Raw genomic sequence first — 17,922 nt, 5'->3', positions numbered from 1 at the left:
GTTCTCATCCTGCTCGCAGGCCTCGGCAGCGTCGCCAACCAGTCGGTGGAGGCGGCACGGGATGTGGGCGCAAACGCGCTTCAGGTCTTCTGGCACATCATCCTGCCGCGCATTTCCAATTCCATCCTCGTGGCGCTTTCCTTTTCGGTGCTCGGCATTTTTTCCTCCTTCACCCTGCCCTATCTTCTCGGACCGGCCTCTCCCGAAATGCTCGGCCCCTTCATGCAGCGCACGCTGCGCGAAGTGCAGGATCCCATCGGTGCCATGACCCAGGCCGTCATCGCTTTCGGTTTCTGCATCGCATTCGGCCTGTTCTACGTGCGTTCGGTCGCACGCAACCAGGGGAAATGACATGACGACCCTTACGCCGGCGCGAACGCGCGTGGACTGGCCCGGCATCTTTTTCGCCGCCCTTCTCACCGTCGCCATCGTCGGGCCGCTGCTTGTGGTGGGCACCTGGGCATTCACCGAGGTCTGGCGTTTTCCCAACGTCATCCCCCAGCAGTTCGGTTTCCGCTTCTGGGGGCAGACGCTCGGACGCGCCGATGTGTGGAACGCGCTGATGCTGAGCCTGCGGCTGACAACGGTGGTAACGCTGCTTTCAGCGGTGGTCTGCCTTCCCGCCGCCTATGCCTTTGCGCGCATGAGCTTTCCCGGCCGCAACCTGCTGTTCTTCTCCTTCCTTGCCGGCCACGCCTTCCCGAAATTCGGGCTTCTGGTGGCGATCGCCGCCATTTTCCTGCAGCTCAACCTCATCGGTACCTTCTGGGGCGTCGTTCTCATCCAGCTCGTCGGCACGCTGATGTTCATGATCTGGATTCCCGTGGCGGCATTTCAGGCTGTCGACCGGCGCATGGAAGAGGCGGCCCGCGATGTCGGCGCCAGTCCGCTCAGGGTCTTCTGGTCGATTACGCTGCCGCAGGCGGGACCGACCATCGCCGCCGCCGTGCTGCTGAGCTTCGTCGGCACTTTTTACGAAACGGAAGGCGCATGGCTGATCGGCGCGCCCGGCATCCGCACGATGCCGGTGCTGATGATCAGCTACATCAACAACCAGATGGTCATCCAGTATGGCGCGGTCCTGTCCGTCCTGCTCTGGGTGCCGTCCTTCATTGCCCTCATGTTCGCCCGCCGCGTCATCGGTGGCGGCGCATTCGCCCGCGGTTTCGGCGGTTAGGAAATCATCATGTCCGTACTTCACATCCGCCAGGTCACGAAAACCTATTCCGGCGGGACAAAGGCAGTCGACAGCTTCTCGCTCGATGTCGCCGATGGCGAACTCGTCTGCCTTCTCGGCCCCTCCGGTTCGGGCAAGTCGACGCTGCTGCGCATGGTCGGCGGTTTTGAGCAACCGACGGGCGGGCAGATCACCATCGATGGCGAAGATGTCACCCACCTGCCGCCGGAACGGCGGCCGACAGGCATGGTGTTTCAGAGCCACGCGCTCTGGAGCCATATGAACGTCTTCAAAAACCTCGCTTTCGGCCTCAGGCTGCGCCGCATGCCGGCTGCAGTCATCAGAGAGAAAGTGGAGGCCGTGCTCGAACTCGTCGGGCTTTCCGGTTATGGCGAGCGCGCCACCAGCCAGCTTTCCGGCGGCCAGCAGCAGCGCGTAGCGCTCGCCCGCTCGCTGGTTCTCGAACCGAAAATACTCCTGCTTGACGAGCCCTTCTCCAGCCTCGACCAGCATCTGCGCGAGCGGCTGCGGGAAGAGGTGCGCGATATTCAGCAGCGTCTCGGCATCACCACGCTGTTCGTCACCCACGGTCAGGATGAGGCCCTTTCCATGGCCGACCGCATCGTCGTGATGGCGAACGGCAAGACCGAACAGATCGACCGGCCGAACGTCATCTACCGCGAACCGCAGACCCCGTTCGTCGCCGGCTTCATCGGCACCATGAACCTGATAGAGGGCGCGGTTTCAGACGGAACCTTCATGCGCGCCGACTTCACCCTGCCGCTTCCGGTCTCCGACGGACCGGCCATTCTCGCCGTTCGCCCGGAAGCCATCGATCTGACGATTTCCGAAACGCCGGAAGCAAGTGTGCACCGGGTGACGGATTACGGCACCCACGGCCTTGTCGACCTTGATCTCGCCGATGGTACAAGGATCAAATCCATGGTCGCCCACCCGGATATGTTTCAGGCGGGACAGGGCGTACAGATTTCGCCCCGTGCCGTCACGGCCTATCGCGACAACCGCCCAATCTACCGGAGCTGACATGAACCAGCCGATCCTTATCGACCGCGACGGCCACAGAACATGGCTCAAATGGCATCGCGCCCGCCGCCGCGCCGAAGATCCAGTCTTTACCGGCGAGCGTATCATCGAGGCGATGCGGCTCGGTGCAAGCATCGAGGTCGATCTCGTCATCCATGCCGATCATGGCTGCGCCGTCCTGCATGACCGGACGCTGGAGCGGGAGACCACCGGCACCGGCCGGGTGCGCGATACATCCGCCGCCGCGCTGCGTCAGCTCCACCTGCGCGACAATGACGGCCAGCCCATCGACGCGAAGGTAATGCTGCTCGAAGACCTTTGCGCCCTGCTTGCCGAGGGCGCCGTTCATCCCGACGCCCTGCTCCAGCTCGATTTCAAGGAAGACCGGCAGGCGCTTACCCCGCAGGTGGTCGCCGGTTTCGGGGCGAGCGTTTCGCCAATAACAAAGTCGGTGATCCTGTCGGGCGGCGATTTCGACGCCATCGCCACGCTGGCCGGCTCAGCCCCCGGCCTTCGCACCGGATATGATCCCTGCCACCGCGGCACGCTAGCAGCACTGAAGACAAGCGGAAACTATCTGGGCTTCATCGAAGACGCCCTTGCCACAGCGCCCGATGCGGACATGATCTACCTCGCTTACGAAATCGTGCTTGCCGCCGAGGATGCGGGCGTCGATATCATCGCCCCCATCCATGCCACCGGCCGCCGGATCGACGCCTGGACGATCAACAGCGTCACACCGCAATCCATAGAACAGGTGAAACGCCTCTTGCGGCTTAAGGTGGACCAGATCACCACCGATGATCCGGAAGGGCTCGCCGAGGTTTTCAGCCGATGACAGTCAATTACAGCGCTATTCTCGACCACATGGTCGCCACCGCCCGCGAAGCCGGCGCATTGACGCTCGACCATTTCAGGCGCTTCCGCGAGATCGAAATCGGCGTCAAGGGACCGGGGGACTTCGTTTCCGATGCGGACAGGGATTCCGAAACGTTGATCCGCGAACGCCTGCTCGGGCAATATCCGTGGGGACTAACCGGCGAGGAATTCGCACCCGTCGAAGGGGCAGAGGATCACCGCTGGCTGGTCGACCCCATCGACGGCACCACCAATTTCATCTTCGGCCAGCACTATACCATCACCATTGCGCTTCGCCGCGGCAATGACACGATCTGCGGGCTAGTCTACAATCCCGTTTCCGACGAGATGTTCACCGCGATCAAGGGAGACGGCGCCTATCTCAACGGCGAGCGCCTGCGGGTCAATGCCAGCACCGATGTCGCCCTGATGTGCGTCGGCACCGGCCTGCCAACACCCAATCTCCAGCTTTATCCCGGCGCCTATCAGCGCCTCGACGCCATTCGTGCGCCCATCGGCGCGGTCCGCGTGGTCGGCAGCGCCGCCAATTCCTGCGCTTACGTCGCCTGCGGCCGGCTGACCGGCTATTACGAGGAAACGGGCTTCGTGGACACGGCAGCCGGCATTCTGCTGGTGCAGGAGGCCGGCGGCATCGTGACCGACTGGTGGGGCCGCGGACCGGAGTTCTATGAGAAGACCGGTACGCTGATCGTCGCCAATGCCGCGACCCATGCCTATCTCATGGAGCACCTGCGCGGCGTTCCGCCCAAGAACCCCGCATAACGGCTTCGTCTTCGGAGCATCCATGCCGCAGCAATCGTCTCAGGCCACCTGCACCAGATGGCCGGGCGACACCGTCCTGTAATTCCGCACCGGCGTTTCATATCCCATGGCCCGTATCGGGCTTTTCAGCTCGTCATTGGATATGCCGCGCCTTATCCCGCGCCTTGCCGGGTCCGGCACCGGCACGGCGGCCATCAGCTTTTTCGTATAGGGATGTTGAGGATTGTCGAAAACCGCCGCACGCGGGCCGATCTCGACGATCTCGCCGAGATACATCACCGCCACACGATGGCTGACGCGCTCCACCACCGCCATGTCATGGCTGATGAACAGGAAAGCGAGGTTGAGGCTCTGTTGCAGGTCGAGCAGCAGGTTGCAGACCTGCGCCTTGATCGAGACATCGAGCGCCGAGACGCTTTCATCGGCAACGATAACCTTCGGATCGAGCGCCAGCGCACGGGCAATGGCGATGCGCTGGCGCTGACCGCCCGAAAATTCATGGGGGTAGCGGCTGGCCATATCGGCGGACAGGCCCACCTTTTCGAGAAGATCGGCAGTCTTTTCCTTCGCCTGTCTGCTGCTGCCCAGTTTGTGCTTGATGAAGGGCTCGGAAATCGCCGTGCCCACTGTCATGCGCGGATTGAGCGACGAGAAGGGGTCCTGAAAGATCATCTGCACGGATTTGCGCATATTGCGAAGGCCGACCGTATCGAGCCGCATCACGTCGTAACCGTCGAGCGACACGTCGCCGGCCGTCGGCTCCACAAGCCGCATGATCGAGCGGCCGGTGGTGGATTTTCCGCAGCCGGATTCACCCACCAGCGACAGCGTTTCGCCCTGGAACAGATCGAAGGAGACGTTTTCCACCGCATGGACTGCGCCCGTCTGGCGTGCCAGCAGGCCGGAGCGGATGGCAAAACGCGTCACAAGGTTTCGGACCGACAGAACCGGCGTCTGCCCGCTCGCAACTGTTCCGGCCACCTCCTGCGGCTCGCTCGAAAGGCCGGTTTTCATGTCGAGCACCGGAAACCGTGTCGGCCATTGCCGGTCGCGCATCGAGCCGAGCTTCGGCACCGCCGAAAGCAGCGCCCGCGTATAGGGGTGCTTGCCGCGCCGGAAGATGTCCTCGGTCGGTCCGGTCTCGACTTCATCGCCACGATACATCACGATCGTCCGGTCGGCGATTTCGGCCACGACGCCCATGTCATGGGTGATGAAGAGGACGGACATGCCCTCCTCTTCCTGCAACAGCTTGATAAGATCGAGTATCTGGCCCTGAATGGTGACGTCGAGCGCCGTCGTCGGCTCGTCGGCGATCAGCAGTTTCGGCCGTGAGGCGAGCGCCATGGCGATCATCACCCGCTGGCGCATACCGCCGGAAAACTGGTGCGGATATTCGTCGAAACGACCGGAGGCGTTGGGAATGCGGACCTTTTCCAGCAGCCGCACCGTCTCCGCCCGCGCCTCCTGCTTCGAAAGCCCCTTGTGCCGGATGAGAACTTCGGAAATCTGGCGGCCGATGGTGAAGATCGGATTGAGCGAGGTCATCGGCTCCTGAAAGATCATCGAGATATCGTTGCCGCGCACGCCGCGCATTTCTCTTTCGGAAAGCGCAAGAAGATCGCGCCCGTTGAGCAGCACTTCACCCTCGATCCGGCTGGAGGCCGGGGCAAGCAGGCGCATAAGAGACAGCGACGTTACCGATTTACCGGAGCCGGATTCGCCGACAATCGCGACGGTTTCGCCGGGCGCGACATCGAAGGACACATTGCGCACCACGCTCTTCCACGCGCCATCGACGAGGAAGGAGGTGGTGAGGTTACGGACGGAAAGGACGGGGTTTGTCTCCATGGTGTCACCGCCCTACCGCATAGGCCTGCATCAGCCGCGGTGTTGCAGCGGCACGCAGCAGACCATCCGCATCGCGACGCGCGGCGGTGAGCCGCCCGACCGACCATGCATCGGCAACCGTGACGCGGTGCCCGCGGCGGCGAAGCTCCTGCAAGGTCGCTTCGCCCACGGTGCTTTCCACGGTGATTTCACCCGGCGAACTGGTGCGCGGATAAAACGAACCCGGAAAATGCGCGGTGTGGAACAGCGGCATGTCGATGGCGGCCTGCAGGTTCTTGCCGTGATGGGCATAACGCAGGAAGAAGGGCAGTTGCCACTGGTCCTGCTGATCGCCGCCCGGCGTGCCGAACACCATGGAGGGACGCCCCTGATGAAGCGCAAGTGAAGGCGTCAGCGTGGTGCGCGGGCGTTTGCCCGGTGCAAGCGAGGTCGGCAGGCCCTCCTTCAGCCAGAACATCTGGGCGCGGGAATTGAGCGCAAAACCGAGGCCGGGCACGATGGGCGAGGATTGCAGCCAGCCGCCCGAAGGCGTGGTGGAAACCATATTGCCCCAGCGGTCGATCACATCGATATGCACCGTGTCACCGCGCTTCTCCGTCAGATGCGACATGGTCGGCTCGTAGACCGTGCCGGTGCCGCTCATCTCGGCCAGCATGGCCATCGTGGCGTCCACCTGCTTTTCATAACCCGGCACGGTGCCGGGGCGCAGCTCCAGCGACGCCTCGCCGCTTATCAGCGCCCGGCGGCCGGCATTGTAGCCTTCCGACAGGAGATATTCCGTCGGGATCTGCCCGAATTCCGGATCGCCGTAATAGACCTCGCGGTCGGCATAAGCGAGCTTCATGGCTTCGACGATGGTGTGAATGAAATCGGGACCGGAGGGGTCCATGGCCGCAATGTCGAAACCTTTCAGAAGCGCGAGCGATTGCAGGAGAACCGGACCCTGCCCCCAGGCGGGCGTCTTGGCAATCGTCCAGTCGTGATAGTCGAGCGTCTGCGGCGCTTCGACGGTCGCGCTCCAATCCGCCATATCCTGCGCCGTCAACACGCCCTTGTGCTTAGCACCGCTGGCATCCATGACTTCCGCAGTCCTCACGTAACCGTCGATAGCTTCCGCTACGAAACCCCGATAAAAGGCGTCGCGGGCCGCCTCGATCTGGTTTTCGCGGCCGGAACGCGCTTCGGCTTCAGTGACGATCCGCTGATAGGTCGCGGCCAGAACCGGATTGCGGAAATTGGCGTGAGGCTCGGGTGCCGCGCCACCCGGCAGCCACGTCTCATGGGATGTCGGCCATTCCTTCTCGAAGAAATCGGCCAGCCCCTTGATGGTGGCGGAGACGCGCGGCAATGTCGGATGCCCGTGCTCGGCATAATAGATGGCGGGTTCCAGCACTTCGCGCACGCTCATGGTGCCATAATCGCGCAGCATCAGCATCCAGCCATCGAAAGCGCCGGGAATGACGGTGGCGAGCAGCCCGTCGCCGGGGATCAGCTTCAGCCCTTCCGACGTGTAATGTTCAATCGTCGCACCGCTCGGGGCCGGGCCCTGTGCGCAGATGACTTCCACCTTGTCCTTCTGCTTCGAATAAAACACGGCGGGCATATCTCCGCCCGGACCGCACAGATGCGGCTCGACGATCTGCAGGACGAAACCTGTGGCGACGGCGGCGTCGAAAGCATTGCCGCCTTTTTCGAGGATCGCCATGCCAACGGCCGACGCGATCCAGTGCGTTGAGGTGACGACGCCGAAGGTGCCAAGGATTTCAGGGCGTGTGGTGAATTCATTCATTCCGATATTCCTTGTAAAAGATCATGCTTCGCGCGGATCGAGCGCGTCGCGCAGGCCGTCGCCCAGAAGATTGAAGCCGATGACGACGAGGAAGATGGCGATGCCGGGCCACATCGTCATCCACGGCGCCTGGCTGAGGAAATTCTTCGCGGTATTCAGCATCGAGCCCCAGGAGGGCGCAGGCGCTTGCTGGCCGAGGCCGAGGAAAGAAAGGCTCGCCTCCGCGATGATGGCGGTCGCCACCGTCAGGGTCGCCTGCACGATGATGGGGGCGAAGACATTCGGCAGGATGTAACGCGTCATGATGTCGATGTGGTTGAGGCCGATGGACCTTGCGCCTTCGACATAATCTTCGGTCTTGACCGCCAGCACCTGCCCGCGCGTCAGCCGCACGAAAATCGGCATGGCGGAAAGGCCGATGGCGATCATCGCATTGGTGAGGCTCGGTCCGAGGAAGGCGGCAAGCGCAATCGCCATGATGAGAAACGGCATGGCCAGCAACGCTTCGGTGATGCGGGATATGACCATATCCACCCAGCCGCCGAAATAACCTGAAATCAGGCCAAAGGGTACGCCGATGACCACGGCGATCATCACCGAGACGACGCCCGCCATCAGCGAGGCGCGTGCGCCATAGATCATGCGGGAAAGGATGTCTCGGCCGAGATCGTCGGTGCCGAGCCAATGGGCGGCCGAGGGCGCCTTGCGGATCGCCGACCAGCTGGTCGCCACCGGATCGGCAATCGGCAGGATTGGCGCGGCGATGGCAAGGACGGCGAAAAACAGCACGATAACCATGCCGACAAGCGCGGATTTGTTGCGCTTCATCTTTTTCCAGGCGCGGCTTTCCTGCCGCGTTACCGCTACGGAGAGGTTTTGATCGAGAACGGTCATGATATCGGGGCCTCAGATCGTCGCCCTGAGGCGGGGGTTGAGCAGGACATAGGCAATGTCGGCCAGAAGGTTCATGAGGATGAAGCCGACGGCGGTGCAAAGAACGATGCCTTGCACGACGGCGTAATCGCGGGTGAACACCGCATCGACCGTCATCTTGCCGAAGCCGGGAATGGTGAATATCTGCTCCGTCAGCACCGCACCGGCCAGCAATTCACCGAAAAGCAGCGCCAGCAATGTGATGACGGGCAGAAGTGCGTTGCGGAAACTATGCGACAGGATGATCTCGCGCGGCGAAAGACCCTTGGCGCGGGCGGTGCGGATATAGTCGGAACTGAGCACCGCCACCATCGCCGAACGTGTATGCCGCATCAGCGTCGCCGCAAGCGCGTTGCCCAGCACGAAGGCCGGCATAATCATGGTTTCGATGGAGCGGACGGGATCGACAAAGATCGATTCATAACCGGATGCCGGCAACCAGCCGAGTTTGACCGACACCAGCAGGATCAACATGATGCCGAGCCAGAAGTTCGGGATGGAGAGGCCGGAAAGCGCCACGATATTGGCCGTGTAGTCGATCCACGTATTCTTCTTGACGGCGGCCAGAATACCGATGGGAATGCCGATGACCATGGCAAAGAACATTGCCATAACCGCAAGCTGAATGGTGACCGGCAGCTTCTGGCCGATAAGCTCCAGCACCGGCTGGTTGGTGCGCAGCGAAATGCCGAAATCGCCCGTCACCACGCCGCCCAGCCAGTTGACATATTGCAGCGGCACGGGGTCGTTCAGGCGATATTTCTCCCGCAGGAATTCAATCGTCGCCGGATCGCGCTCCTCGCCAGCCATGGCGAGCACCGGATCTCCCGGCAGCAGTTTCTGCAGCGAGAAGACGAAGATCGAGATGATCAGAAGCGTCGGGATAGCGACCAGCAGTCGCTTGCCGATATAAACAGGCATGGCGTGGCCCTCGTTCGTGCCAATTCGTGAGGGCCGCACGGCAAGGCCGTGCGGCGCATGCGAAGCGTTCAGTCCTTGGAGACGCCGAGAAGGCGGATCATGCCATCCGGCGACGGCGCCCAGCCCTTGACCTTGTTGGAAATGGCATAGGCATAGGGCTGGTGACCGAGATAGATGATCGGCATGTCATCGTTGAGGATGACGCTTGCCGCATCGTATTTTTCCTTGCGCACCGCATCCTCCGTCGAGGCGCGGGCCTCGTTCAGCAGCTTGTCGACCTCGGGATTGCAATATTTCACATCGTTGATGCCGCCCTTGCAGGTGACGAACTGATGCAGATTGCCGTCCGGATCGATACGTCCCGACCAGTCGGAACGGCTGAGCTGGTAGTTGCCGGCGGTCTGCTCGGACAGAAGCGTCGCGAATTCGGTCGCCTTCAGGGTGACGTTGAAGCCGGCTTCCGCGACCATGGACTGGATGACCTGCATCATCTGCGTCTGCGTCGTGTTGTTGGCGTGCTGAAGCTCGATATCAAGCGTCTCGTAACCCGCCTCCTTCATCAACTGCTTGGCCTTGTCGATGTCACGTGCCGGCACGGCCAAGTTCTGGTTGAACCACGGGCTTGTAGGCGGAAAGGCCTGATTGCCGGCCTTGGAGGTGCCTTCAAAGACGATCTGTCCAATTGCTTCCCGGTCAATCGCGTAAGAGAAGGCCTGACGCAGGCGCTTGTCCTTGCCGAGCGGATTATCCGCACGCGAACCATTGTTGATATTGACATACATGGCCATGTAGCCCGGCCCGATGACATCCGCATAGGTCAGATTGGCGTCGTTCTTGACGGACTCGGCATCGGAGGCCGAGATGCGCTCGGCGATATCGAGGTCTCCCGAGCGAAGATTGGCAAGCTTCACGGTCGTATCCGGGATCGGCAGATAAACGACCCTGTCGACCAGAATTTTGTCCTTGTCCCAATAATCGGCGAATTTTTCGAGCACGATACGGTCCTGCTGGATGCGCTCGACGAATTTGAACGGCCCGGCGCAGACCGGCTTCGAACCGAAATTCGCGCCCAGTTCCTTGGCCGCCTTCGGCGCGACGATCATGCCGGCGCGGTCGGAAAGCTGCGCCAGCAGCGTAACATCCGGCGTCTTCAGGGTGAATTTGACGTCCAGCGGCCCGGTGGCCTCGACCTTTTCGACCGAGGAAAGCTCGCTCTTGCGGCGGGATTCCGGCAGGGTCATGTTGCGCTCGATGGTGGCGACCACAGCCGCCGCATCCAGTGTCTCGCCGTCATGGAATTTCACGCCGTCGCGGATTTTCATCGTCAGCACCTTGCCGCCCTCGGACCAGGCCCATTCGGTGGCAAGCTGGGGAACGATCTTCATGTCCTGCGAGATATCGACGAGCTTGTCGCACATGGCGGTGTAGACGATACGGCCGACGAAGGTGCGCGATTGCGCGGGGTCGAGAACGTCGGCGTCATCGTTAAGGCCGATGCGCAATTCGGACGAGATGGCCGGCGCGGACAGGAATGCACCGGCCAATAAGGCCGCAGTCAATGTCTTGATCTTCTTCATGTTCTATCCTCTGGTCTGGTTATCTTTGTTTTTTCATTGGCCGGCCCTGAAAGGCCGGCAGGTCTGCTCTGCCGCCTATGAGGCCGGCGTGAGCGGATTCTCGGCATCGCCCGTGCTGCGGGCGGCAATATCTTCTCCGGTTTTCTCCTCCAGAAAGCCGAGCGAGGTGGCGCGGATCAGCCTTTCCTGATGCATGAGAAGGTGCTGGCGCATCGCTTCGCCGGCTCTTGCGGGGTCGCGATCGGCGATGGCATCGACGATTGCTATGTGCTGCTCGAAGGAAGCCTTGCCGTTCGTGCCGCTGCGGCGCGCCAGTTCCCGTATCGACTGCCATGCATCGTCCTGGCGAATGCGGTTGACGACATCGAAGATGGACAGGAACAATTTGTTGCCGGCGCTCTGGGCGATCTGGCGGTGAAGCGAACCATCCCACAACTCCTTGGCGTCGGCGTCCGTGCTCTGGCCGGTCTTCTGGACGAGGGCGCGCATGCGTTCCACCTCGGCGGGCTTGGCGCGCATGGCCGCAAGCTGCGCCAGCTGCGGCTCGATGCGCAGGCGCACCTCCATGATTTCCATGATGTCCGTGCCGGCGACCAGTTCCGTCACTTGGGCGGACCAATCGTCCGGCTTTTCACCCACAAAGGTTCCCGCCCCCTGCCGTCGCCAGATCAGACCTTCGGCTTCCAGAACTTCAAGAGCGCGGCGAACCGCACGCCGGCCGACATTGAAGGTTTCCGCGAAGGCCCGCTCCGTGGGCAGGCGACGGTCTTTCGCAAGATCCTGCGTCTGAATGTACTCCCGCAACTTCGCCAGCGCGTAGTTGGAGTTATCGTTAGGGTTCACCGTCAAGTCGCACCATTTACTGAACCAATCTTACATTGGTTCATTTGGTGAGAAATTTTTGCCGCCGTCAAGCTTATTTTTGAGCGGCAATAACTGGCGCTCAAAATATGGGCATGTGGCGTTTTTTGAAGGTAAAGGGTGGGCGATGGGCGGTTAGGCGTTATAGACGCACCCGCCCCTCCTAAAGATTGATGGAGAGCCTGATGCGCCCCGACAGGCGCTCGCCGGGAGCAACCGTCCCGAGACCCTGCCCTTCCCGCTGCGCCTGCGGCAAACCAAGCGCTCCGGCGGCCATGGAAACGGGCTCAAGACAGAGATAGCGCTCCATGCGGTGCACGGCGAGATGGCCAAAAACGGGATCGGCCTCGAGCCGTAGTGAAAACCTGTCGAAGTCGACCTGTGCGCTTGACCAATCGGTGAAATGCAATGTGTATCCCGTTGCGGCGGGAATGGCGGGTTTCGGGCGAGGTGTTGCCGGCTGGCCGGTTGGCACGTTCTGCGCATCCAGAGGATATTGCAGTTTGGCGTCCGTCCGCGCGTCGCAACCGAGTCCGGCGGCAAAATAGGGATGCCAGCCCAGCGACATCGGCGCTGGCCCATTCGCGAAATTGGTTATCGACAGCCCCACGGTAAGGCTGTCGTCCTCCAGCAGAAAAGACTGCTCGGCGCGGAAGGAAAAAGGCCACTCTCCGTCAGCCTCGTAGTCCAGTACCAGTGAGACCCGATCCGGAGACAGATCTGAAATCGCCCACGGCCGGCGGTGAGCCGGGCCATGCATGGCGTCAGGCGCAAGCGCCGGATGCGGCAGCAGGTCATGGCGAATACCCGCATGGACGAAGGACCCGCCATAGAGCCGGTTGTGATAGGGAAACAGCGGATATGCGCCGGCCCTCGGCCAGTTGAACGGCTCGAACTCCTGCTCCGTTGTCGGCACCAGAATATCGCCGTAGTCCTTGTGCCGCAGATGGGTCATTCTCCCACCCCAGGCGGGGCGCAGGCGGGCGGAGAGCCGCCCGCAGGCAATCGCAACCGTTTCAGGCGAAGGCATAGGAGCCGTCAGGCCGTTTCGGCACCCGTCTTTGCCAATGAACATAGCCATCCTCCTGCATGGCTTTTTCATCCATCTCCACACCCCAGCCGGGTCGGTCCGGCCTCAGCTCCAGATATCCGTCCTTCGGCAGGTAGGGGTCGACGACATAACGGGTTTCGTCCTCGCGTTTTTCAAGATCGGTGCCGCCATAGACGTAGCATTGCCCTTTCGGCAGCCGGTATTCGAGAATGCGGAAATTCTGCTGGGCGGCGGAGAAGTGCACATTGACGGCGGTGGCGAGCGGTCCCATCGGGTTATGCGGCGCGATGCTGACGAAATGCGCTTCCGCAAGCGTGGCGATGCGGCGCATCTCCGAAATGCCGCCGACGACGCAGATGTCGGGCTGAATGATATCCGCACCTTTCACTTGAAGAAGGCACAGGAACTCATTGCGATTATAGAGGCTTTCACCCGTTGCCAGTGTGCAGTTCAGCCCTTGTTTCAGGTCTCCCCACATCTCGATATTTTCCGGGCGCAAAGGTTCTTCGAAGAACAGCGGATCGTAGGGGGCAAGTGCGTTGCCAAGCTGGCGGGCGGCCGCTGGCTCGAAAATCTTGGCATGGGCGTCGAAGGCGATGTCGTAGTCAGGCCGCACCGTTTCGCGAAGCGAGCGAAAATATTCGGCGGAACTGCGCACCACCTCCCCCCAGCGATGGGCGTGAATATCGACGCGCCATGGGCTGAGCTTGAAGGCCGTGAAGCCCCAATCCTCGTTCAGACGGTCGAATTCCTCCTTTGCCGCCGGCGCATCCGGGGCCGTATAGACACCGGCATAGACCTTGATACGGTCGCGCACTTCGCCGCCCAGCAGCTTGTAGACGGGCACGCCCGCCGCCTTGGCGGCAAGGTCCCAGAGGCAATGATCGAGCGCCGAGATTGCCGACAGACCGAGCGCTCCGGGCGGAAAGCGGTTCTGCTGGAGCAGGAGATTATAGAGATACTCCACCCGTGTCGGGTCCTGCCCGGCAAGGAAGCTGTAGAGGTAGTCCAGCACCGGCGGCAGGGCGAGATCGGGGCCGTGATTGTAACATTCACCCCAGCCGGTCAAACCGTCATCGGTATCGAGAGCGACGATGACGCGGGGGCGGTCCTTGTCGCGGGTGACGAATACCCGCATGCGATCGATTTTCATGCTTCAGTCTTCCTCATGAATTGCAGCGTGCGACAAGCCCGGCACTATCGGGCGACGGCCCCGTTTTTGACTTCGGATGGTTCGACGTAGCGGAATCTGCGGGTGCGATCCCGGTCGCGCGGGTCCGGGCGCGGAATGGCGGAAAGAAGCGCCTGCGTATAGGGATGGTCCGGCGCATTGCAGACCTTTTCGGCGTCTCCCACTTCCACCAGCTTGCCGCGATACATCACGCCGACGCGGTCGCACATATAGCGGATGACGCCGATATCGTGGCTGATGAAGATATAGGCGAGCCCCAGCTCATCCTGCAGCCGCATCAGAAGATCCAGCACCTGGAACCGCACCGAAACATCGAGCGCCGAGGTCGCCTCATCCGCCACGATGATGCGCGGCTTCAGCGTGATGGCGCGGGCGATGCCGATGCGCTGGCGCTGGCCGCCGGAAAAGGCGTGCGGATAGCGCTCGCGCCCGCTTGGGTCCAGTCCCACCTGCTCCATCAGGGCGCAGACGCGTTCATCCAGTTCCCTGCCCCTGGCAATGCCATTGACCAGCAACGGCTCGCCGATGACCTGCGCCACCGTCATGCGGGGATTGAGCGAGCCGAACGGGTCCTGGAAAACCATGCGCAGTTCACGCCGCGCGGCTTTCAGCTCGGCGCCTTCGATCCTGGCCAGATCGACCACACTGCCATCCGCCCGGCGATAGAGCATCGCGCCACCGGTCGGATCGTAAAGGCGCATGATGGAACGACCCATCGTGGTCTTGCCGGAGCCGCTTTCGCCGACGATACCGAGCGTCTCGCCGGGCAATAGCTTGATCGACACGCCATCCAGCGCCTTCATTTCGCCGAAATGCATGGAAAGGTCGTTCACTTCCAGCACCGGCGCGGCCGTAAGATCGAGCGGAGGCCGCGCAAGCCGGATTTCCGCCTTCTGCTCCAGCTTCAGCACGGAGCCGATCAACATGCGGGTATAGGCGTCCTGCGGGCTGTGGAATATCTGTTCGACGGTGCCATATTCCTTGGCGACGCCGTGATGCATGACCAGCACATCATCGGCAATCTGCGCCACCACGCCCATGTCATGGGTGATGAACAGCACCGCCATACCATGCGCCTTTTGCAGCCGCGATATCAGGTCGAGGATTTCGGCCTGCGTCGTCACATCGAGCGCCGTCGTCGGCTCGTCGGCGATCAGGAGTTGAGGCTTGCAGGCCAGCGCCATGGCGATCATCGCGCGCTGGCGCATGCCGCCCGAATATTGGAAGGCGTAACGATCCAGCGCCTTTTCGGGATTGGGAATTTCCACCTGCCGCAGCAGTTCGATGGCCTCGGCCCGCGCCTGCGCCTTGCTCATCTTCAGATGCAGACGCAGGACTTCGGTGATCTGGTCACCGACGGTGTGCACGGGTGAAAGCGACGACATCGGCTCCTGAAAGATCATCGCGATATCGGCGCCGCGCACCGAGCGGATGGCCCGGCTGCGCGGATCGAGTTTTGCCAGATCCAGAGAGGTGCCGTCGGCGCGGTTGAGGATGATCGATCCGGACGCAATGCGGCCGGGGCTGTCGATGATCTGCAGGATCGAGCGGGCGGTGACGGATTTGCCGGAGCCGCTTTCGCCGACGACGCAGAGCGTCTTGCCGGGATCGATGGAGAAAGACAGATCGTTGACCGCCCGGAAAACGCCGTTTCTGACCGGAAATTCAGTGACCAGATTGCGGACTTCAAGCAGCGGCTTGGCTGGCTTCATGGAGAGAATGTCGCTCATCCGGGACCCTCACTTATTATAGGGGTCGGCTGCATCGCGCAGACCGTCGCCCAGCAGATTGAGCGCCATGACGGCAATGACGACCGCCACACCGGGCAGGAACAGCCAGGGTGCGGTTGCAATCGAGCGGATATTCTGCGCCTCGCGAAGCAGCACGCCCCAGGAAATGGTCGGCGGTTGCAGACCGAGGCCTAGGAAGGACAGCGATGTTTCCGCAAGGATCATCGCCGGAACCGCAAGCGTGACCGAGGCGATGATGTGGCTCGAAAAGCTCGGCAGCATATGGCGGAAAATGATGCGCCCTTCCGGCACGCCATCCAGCCGGGCCGCGGCCACGAACTCTTCGGTCCTGAGCGACAGGAACCGGCCGCGCACGACGCGGGCAAGCTGCGCCCAGCCGGTCAGGGACAGGATGATGGTAATCATCATATATTGCAGCGTGGCAGGCCAGCCCTGCGGCAGGGCGGCGGCCAGCGCCAGCCAGATTGGAATGGTGGGCAACGACAGCACGAAGTCGATCACACGCTGCATGACGAAATCGATGCGGCCGCCATAATATCCTGAAATGCCTCCGAGAACGACGCCGAGCAGCAACGAGAAGAACACGCCGACAAGACCGATGGACAAAGAAACCTGCGCCCCCTGCACCACGCGGCTGAAGACATCTCGGCCGAGACGATCCGCGCCGAAGAGAAAGAGCGGGCGCGTTTTATCGGTGGAGGCCAGCAGGTGGATATCCGTGGTGAACAGGCCGAATACGGAATATTCGTAACCGCGACCGAAAAGCTGGACCGGGATTTTCTTCGCCGTATCTTCGACGAAGACCGCCGCCAGCGTTTCAGGATTGCGGGTCAGCTTCAGCGGATAATAATGCAGCCCGAGCGAGAAACCCTCGGTCGTATCGATGAAATGGACACGCTGCGGCGGATGGAATGTGGCCCGCGCATTCTGCAGCACCGGATCGTTGATGGCGAAGAAGCCCGGCACCAGCGCGACGATATACATGGCGATGGTGATGAACAGGGCGGCCATGGCCAGCTTGTGGCGCTTGAAGGCCCACCAGATGAGCTGCCACTGCGAGGCGACGGCTGCGCGGTCCTGCCGGGCATTGGTGGTCAAGGTGATATCGCTCATGGCGCCCTCCTATTCGAGACGGATGCGCGGATCGACCAGCGCAAGCAGGATGTCGCTGATCAGCGATCCGATCAGCGTCAGCGCGCAGATCAGCAGCACGAAAGCGCCAGCGAGATACATGTCCTGCGCCATCAGCGACTGCAGAAGCAGCGGCGCGGCCGTCGGCAGATTGAGCACGATGGCGACAACCACGGAGCCCGAAATGAGATTGGGCAACAGCCATGCAATGGTGGAGATGAACGGATTGAGCGCAATTCTGAGCGGATATTTCGTCAGCAGCTTGAACTCCGACAGTCCCTTCGCCCGCGCGGTGGTGACATAGGGCTTGGGCAACTCGTCCAGCATATTGGCGCGCATGACACGGATGAGGCTTGCGGTGGAAGACACGGCAAGAATGGCGACCGGCAGCCAGATATGGGCCATCAGGTCCATCATCTTGGCGATGCTCCACGAGGCGGTCTCGTATTCTGCGGAAAACAGCCCGCCAACATCGGCCCCGAACTCCACCGCCGCGACATACATCAGCACCAGTGCCAGCAGGAACGAGGGTATGGAAAGGCCGAAGAAGGAAAAGGCGGTGAAGAGATAATCGCCAATCGAATATTTGCGCACGGCGGAGAAGACGCCGATGGGAAGCGCGATGGCCCAGGTTGCGAGAAGGCTTGCGATGGCCAGAACCAGCGTCAGCGCCATGCGCTCCCAGATGAGGCCTGAAACCGGCTGCTGCCACTCGAACGAAATGCCGAAATCGCCGCGGCTGACGATGCCCCATATCCATTTCAGATATTGCACGATCATCGGATCGTCGAGGCCGAAACGTTCGCGCAGCTGCGCCGCCGTATTGTGGTCGATGACCTCGTTGGAGGCGGCCAGTGTGGCGATATAGGTCGTCACATAGTCGCCGGGCGGCAGCTGGATCAGGACAAAGGCAAGGAAACTGACGGCAAACAGGGACGGTATCATCCACAGCAGGCGTTTTACGATGAAAAGCAGCATGTCGTTCTCGCAATCACATTGTGCC

Annotated in this window: 16 protein-coding genes; 5 read left to right on the top strand and 11 right to left on the bottom strand. The window is 61.7% G+C overall.

The genetic code is table 11. From position 1 onward, the window contains the following. The 5 genes from I3J13_RS15470 to I3J13_RS15450 form a co-directional block, all read left to right on the top strand. Positions 1-351 (top strand): ABC transporter permease subunit (locus tag I3J13_RS15470; protein ID WP_196379363.1); only part of this gene is annotated, 351 nt, incomplete at its 5' end. A gap of 1 nt (position 352) precedes the next feature. Then, positions 353-1,177, top strand: coding sequence for an ABC transporter permease (locus I3J13_RS15465; RefSeq protein WP_196379362.1), 825 nt, complete (start codon positions 353-355; stop codon positions 1,175-1,177). 9 nt (positions 1,178-1,186) lie between these two features. Next, entirely contained in the window at positions 1,187-2,221 is a 1,035-nt protein-coding gene (locus I3J13_RS15460) for an ABC transporter ATP-binding protein (RefSeq protein ID WP_196379361.1), read from the top strand. 1 nt (position 2,222) lies between these two features. Continuing rightward, entirely contained in the window at positions 2,223-3,059 is an 837-nt protein-coding gene (locus I3J13_RS15455) for a glycerophosphodiester phosphodiesterase (protein WP_196379360.1), read from the top strand. After that, positions 3,056-3,862: an inositol monophosphatase family protein gene (locus I3J13_RS15450; protein WP_196379359.1), complete on the top strand. Its 807-nt coding sequence runs from the start codon at positions 3,056-3,058 to the stop codon at positions 3,860-3,862. The genes I3J13_RS15455 and I3J13_RS15450 overlap by 4 nt, the downstream gene beginning before the upstream one ends. Before the next feature lie 39 nt (positions 3,863-3,901). Here the strand turns inward: I3J13_RS15450 and I3J13_RS15445 are convergent, their stop codons facing one another. The 11 genes from I3J13_RS15445 to I3J13_RS15395 all read right to left on the bottom strand — a co-directional run bounded on the left by I3J13_RS15445 (position 3,902) and on the right by I3J13_RS15395 (position 17,897). After that, positions 3,902-5,713 carry an ABC transporter ATP-binding protein gene (locus I3J13_RS15445; protein ID WP_196379358.1) on the bottom strand — a complete coding sequence of 604 codons (1,812 nt, stop codon included), beginning with the start codon at positions 5,711-5,713 and terminating at the stop codon, positions 3,902-3,904. Positions 5,714-5,717: 4 nt separating this feature from the next. After that, positions 5,718-7,502 carry a gamma-glutamyltransferase family protein gene (locus I3J13_RS15440; RefSeq protein ID WP_196379357.1) on the bottom strand — a complete coding sequence of 595 codons (1,785 nt, stop codon included), beginning with the start codon at positions 7,500-7,502 and terminating at the stop codon, positions 5,718-5,720. Between the two features lie 21 nt (positions 7,503-7,523). Then, complete coding sequence (locus I3J13_RS15435) at positions 7,524-8,396, bottom strand: ABC transporter permease (RefSeq protein ID WP_003521670.1); 873 nt, start codon at positions 8,394-8,396, stop codon at positions 7,524-7,526. A gap of 12 nt (positions 8,397-8,408) precedes the next feature. Next, positions 8,409-9,356 carry an ABC transporter permease gene (locus tag I3J13_RS15430; protein WP_020810606.1) on the bottom strand — a complete coding sequence of 316 codons (948 nt, stop codon included), beginning with the start codon at positions 9,354-9,356 and terminating at the stop codon, positions 8,409-8,411. A 68-nt stretch (positions 9,357-9,424) separates the two neighbouring features. Further along, a complete protein-coding gene (locus I3J13_RS15425) occupies positions 9,425-10,933 on the bottom strand; it encodes an ABC transporter substrate-binding protein (protein WP_196379356.1) in 1,509 nt (502 codons plus the stop codon). 75 nt (positions 10,934-11,008) lie between these two features. Continuing rightward, positions 11,009-11,782 (bottom strand): FadR/GntR family transcriptional regulator, encoded by a 774-nt coding sequence (locus tag I3J13_RS15420; protein WP_196379355.1) that lies wholly within the window; start codon positions 11,780-11,782, stop codon positions 11,009-11,011. Between the two features lie 175 nt (positions 11,783-11,957). Further along, a complete protein-coding gene (locus I3J13_RS15415) occupies positions 11,958-12,824 on the bottom strand; it encodes an aldose 1-epimerase (RefSeq protein ID WP_196379354.1) in 867 nt (288 codons plus the stop codon). Next, positions 12,811-13,998: a galactarate dehydratase gene (locus I3J13_RS15410; protein WP_196379353.1), complete on the bottom strand. Its 1,188-nt coding sequence runs from the start codon at positions 13,996-13,998 to the stop codon at positions 12,811-12,813. The genes I3J13_RS15415 and I3J13_RS15410 overlap by 14 nt, the downstream gene beginning before the upstream one ends. Positions 13,999-14,042: 44 nt before the next feature. Continuing rightward, entirely contained in the window at positions 14,043-15,767 is a 1,725-nt protein-coding gene (locus I3J13_RS15405; RefSeq protein WP_196379352.1) for an ABC transporter ATP-binding protein, read from the bottom strand. A gap of 9 nt (positions 15,768-15,776) precedes the next feature. Then, complete coding sequence (locus I3J13_RS15400; protein WP_080853414.1) at positions 15,777-16,901, bottom strand: ABC transporter permease; 1,125 nt, start codon at positions 16,899-16,901, stop codon at positions 15,777-15,779. Between the two features lie 9 nt (positions 16,902-16,910). Further along, positions 16,911-17,897, bottom strand: coding sequence for an ABC transporter permease (locus I3J13_RS15395; RefSeq protein ID WP_003521681.1), 987 nt, complete (start codon positions 17,895-17,897; stop codon positions 16,911-16,913). Positions 17,898-17,922: the final 25 nt, after the last annotated feature.

The organism is Agrobacterium leguminum (assembly GCF_015704895.1).
GTDB classification, from domain to species: Bacteria; Pseudomonadota; Alphaproteobacteria; order Rhizobiales; family Rhizobiaceae; genus Agrobacterium; species Agrobacterium leguminum.
This window is presented reverse-complemented; position numbering and strand designations above follow the sequence as displayed.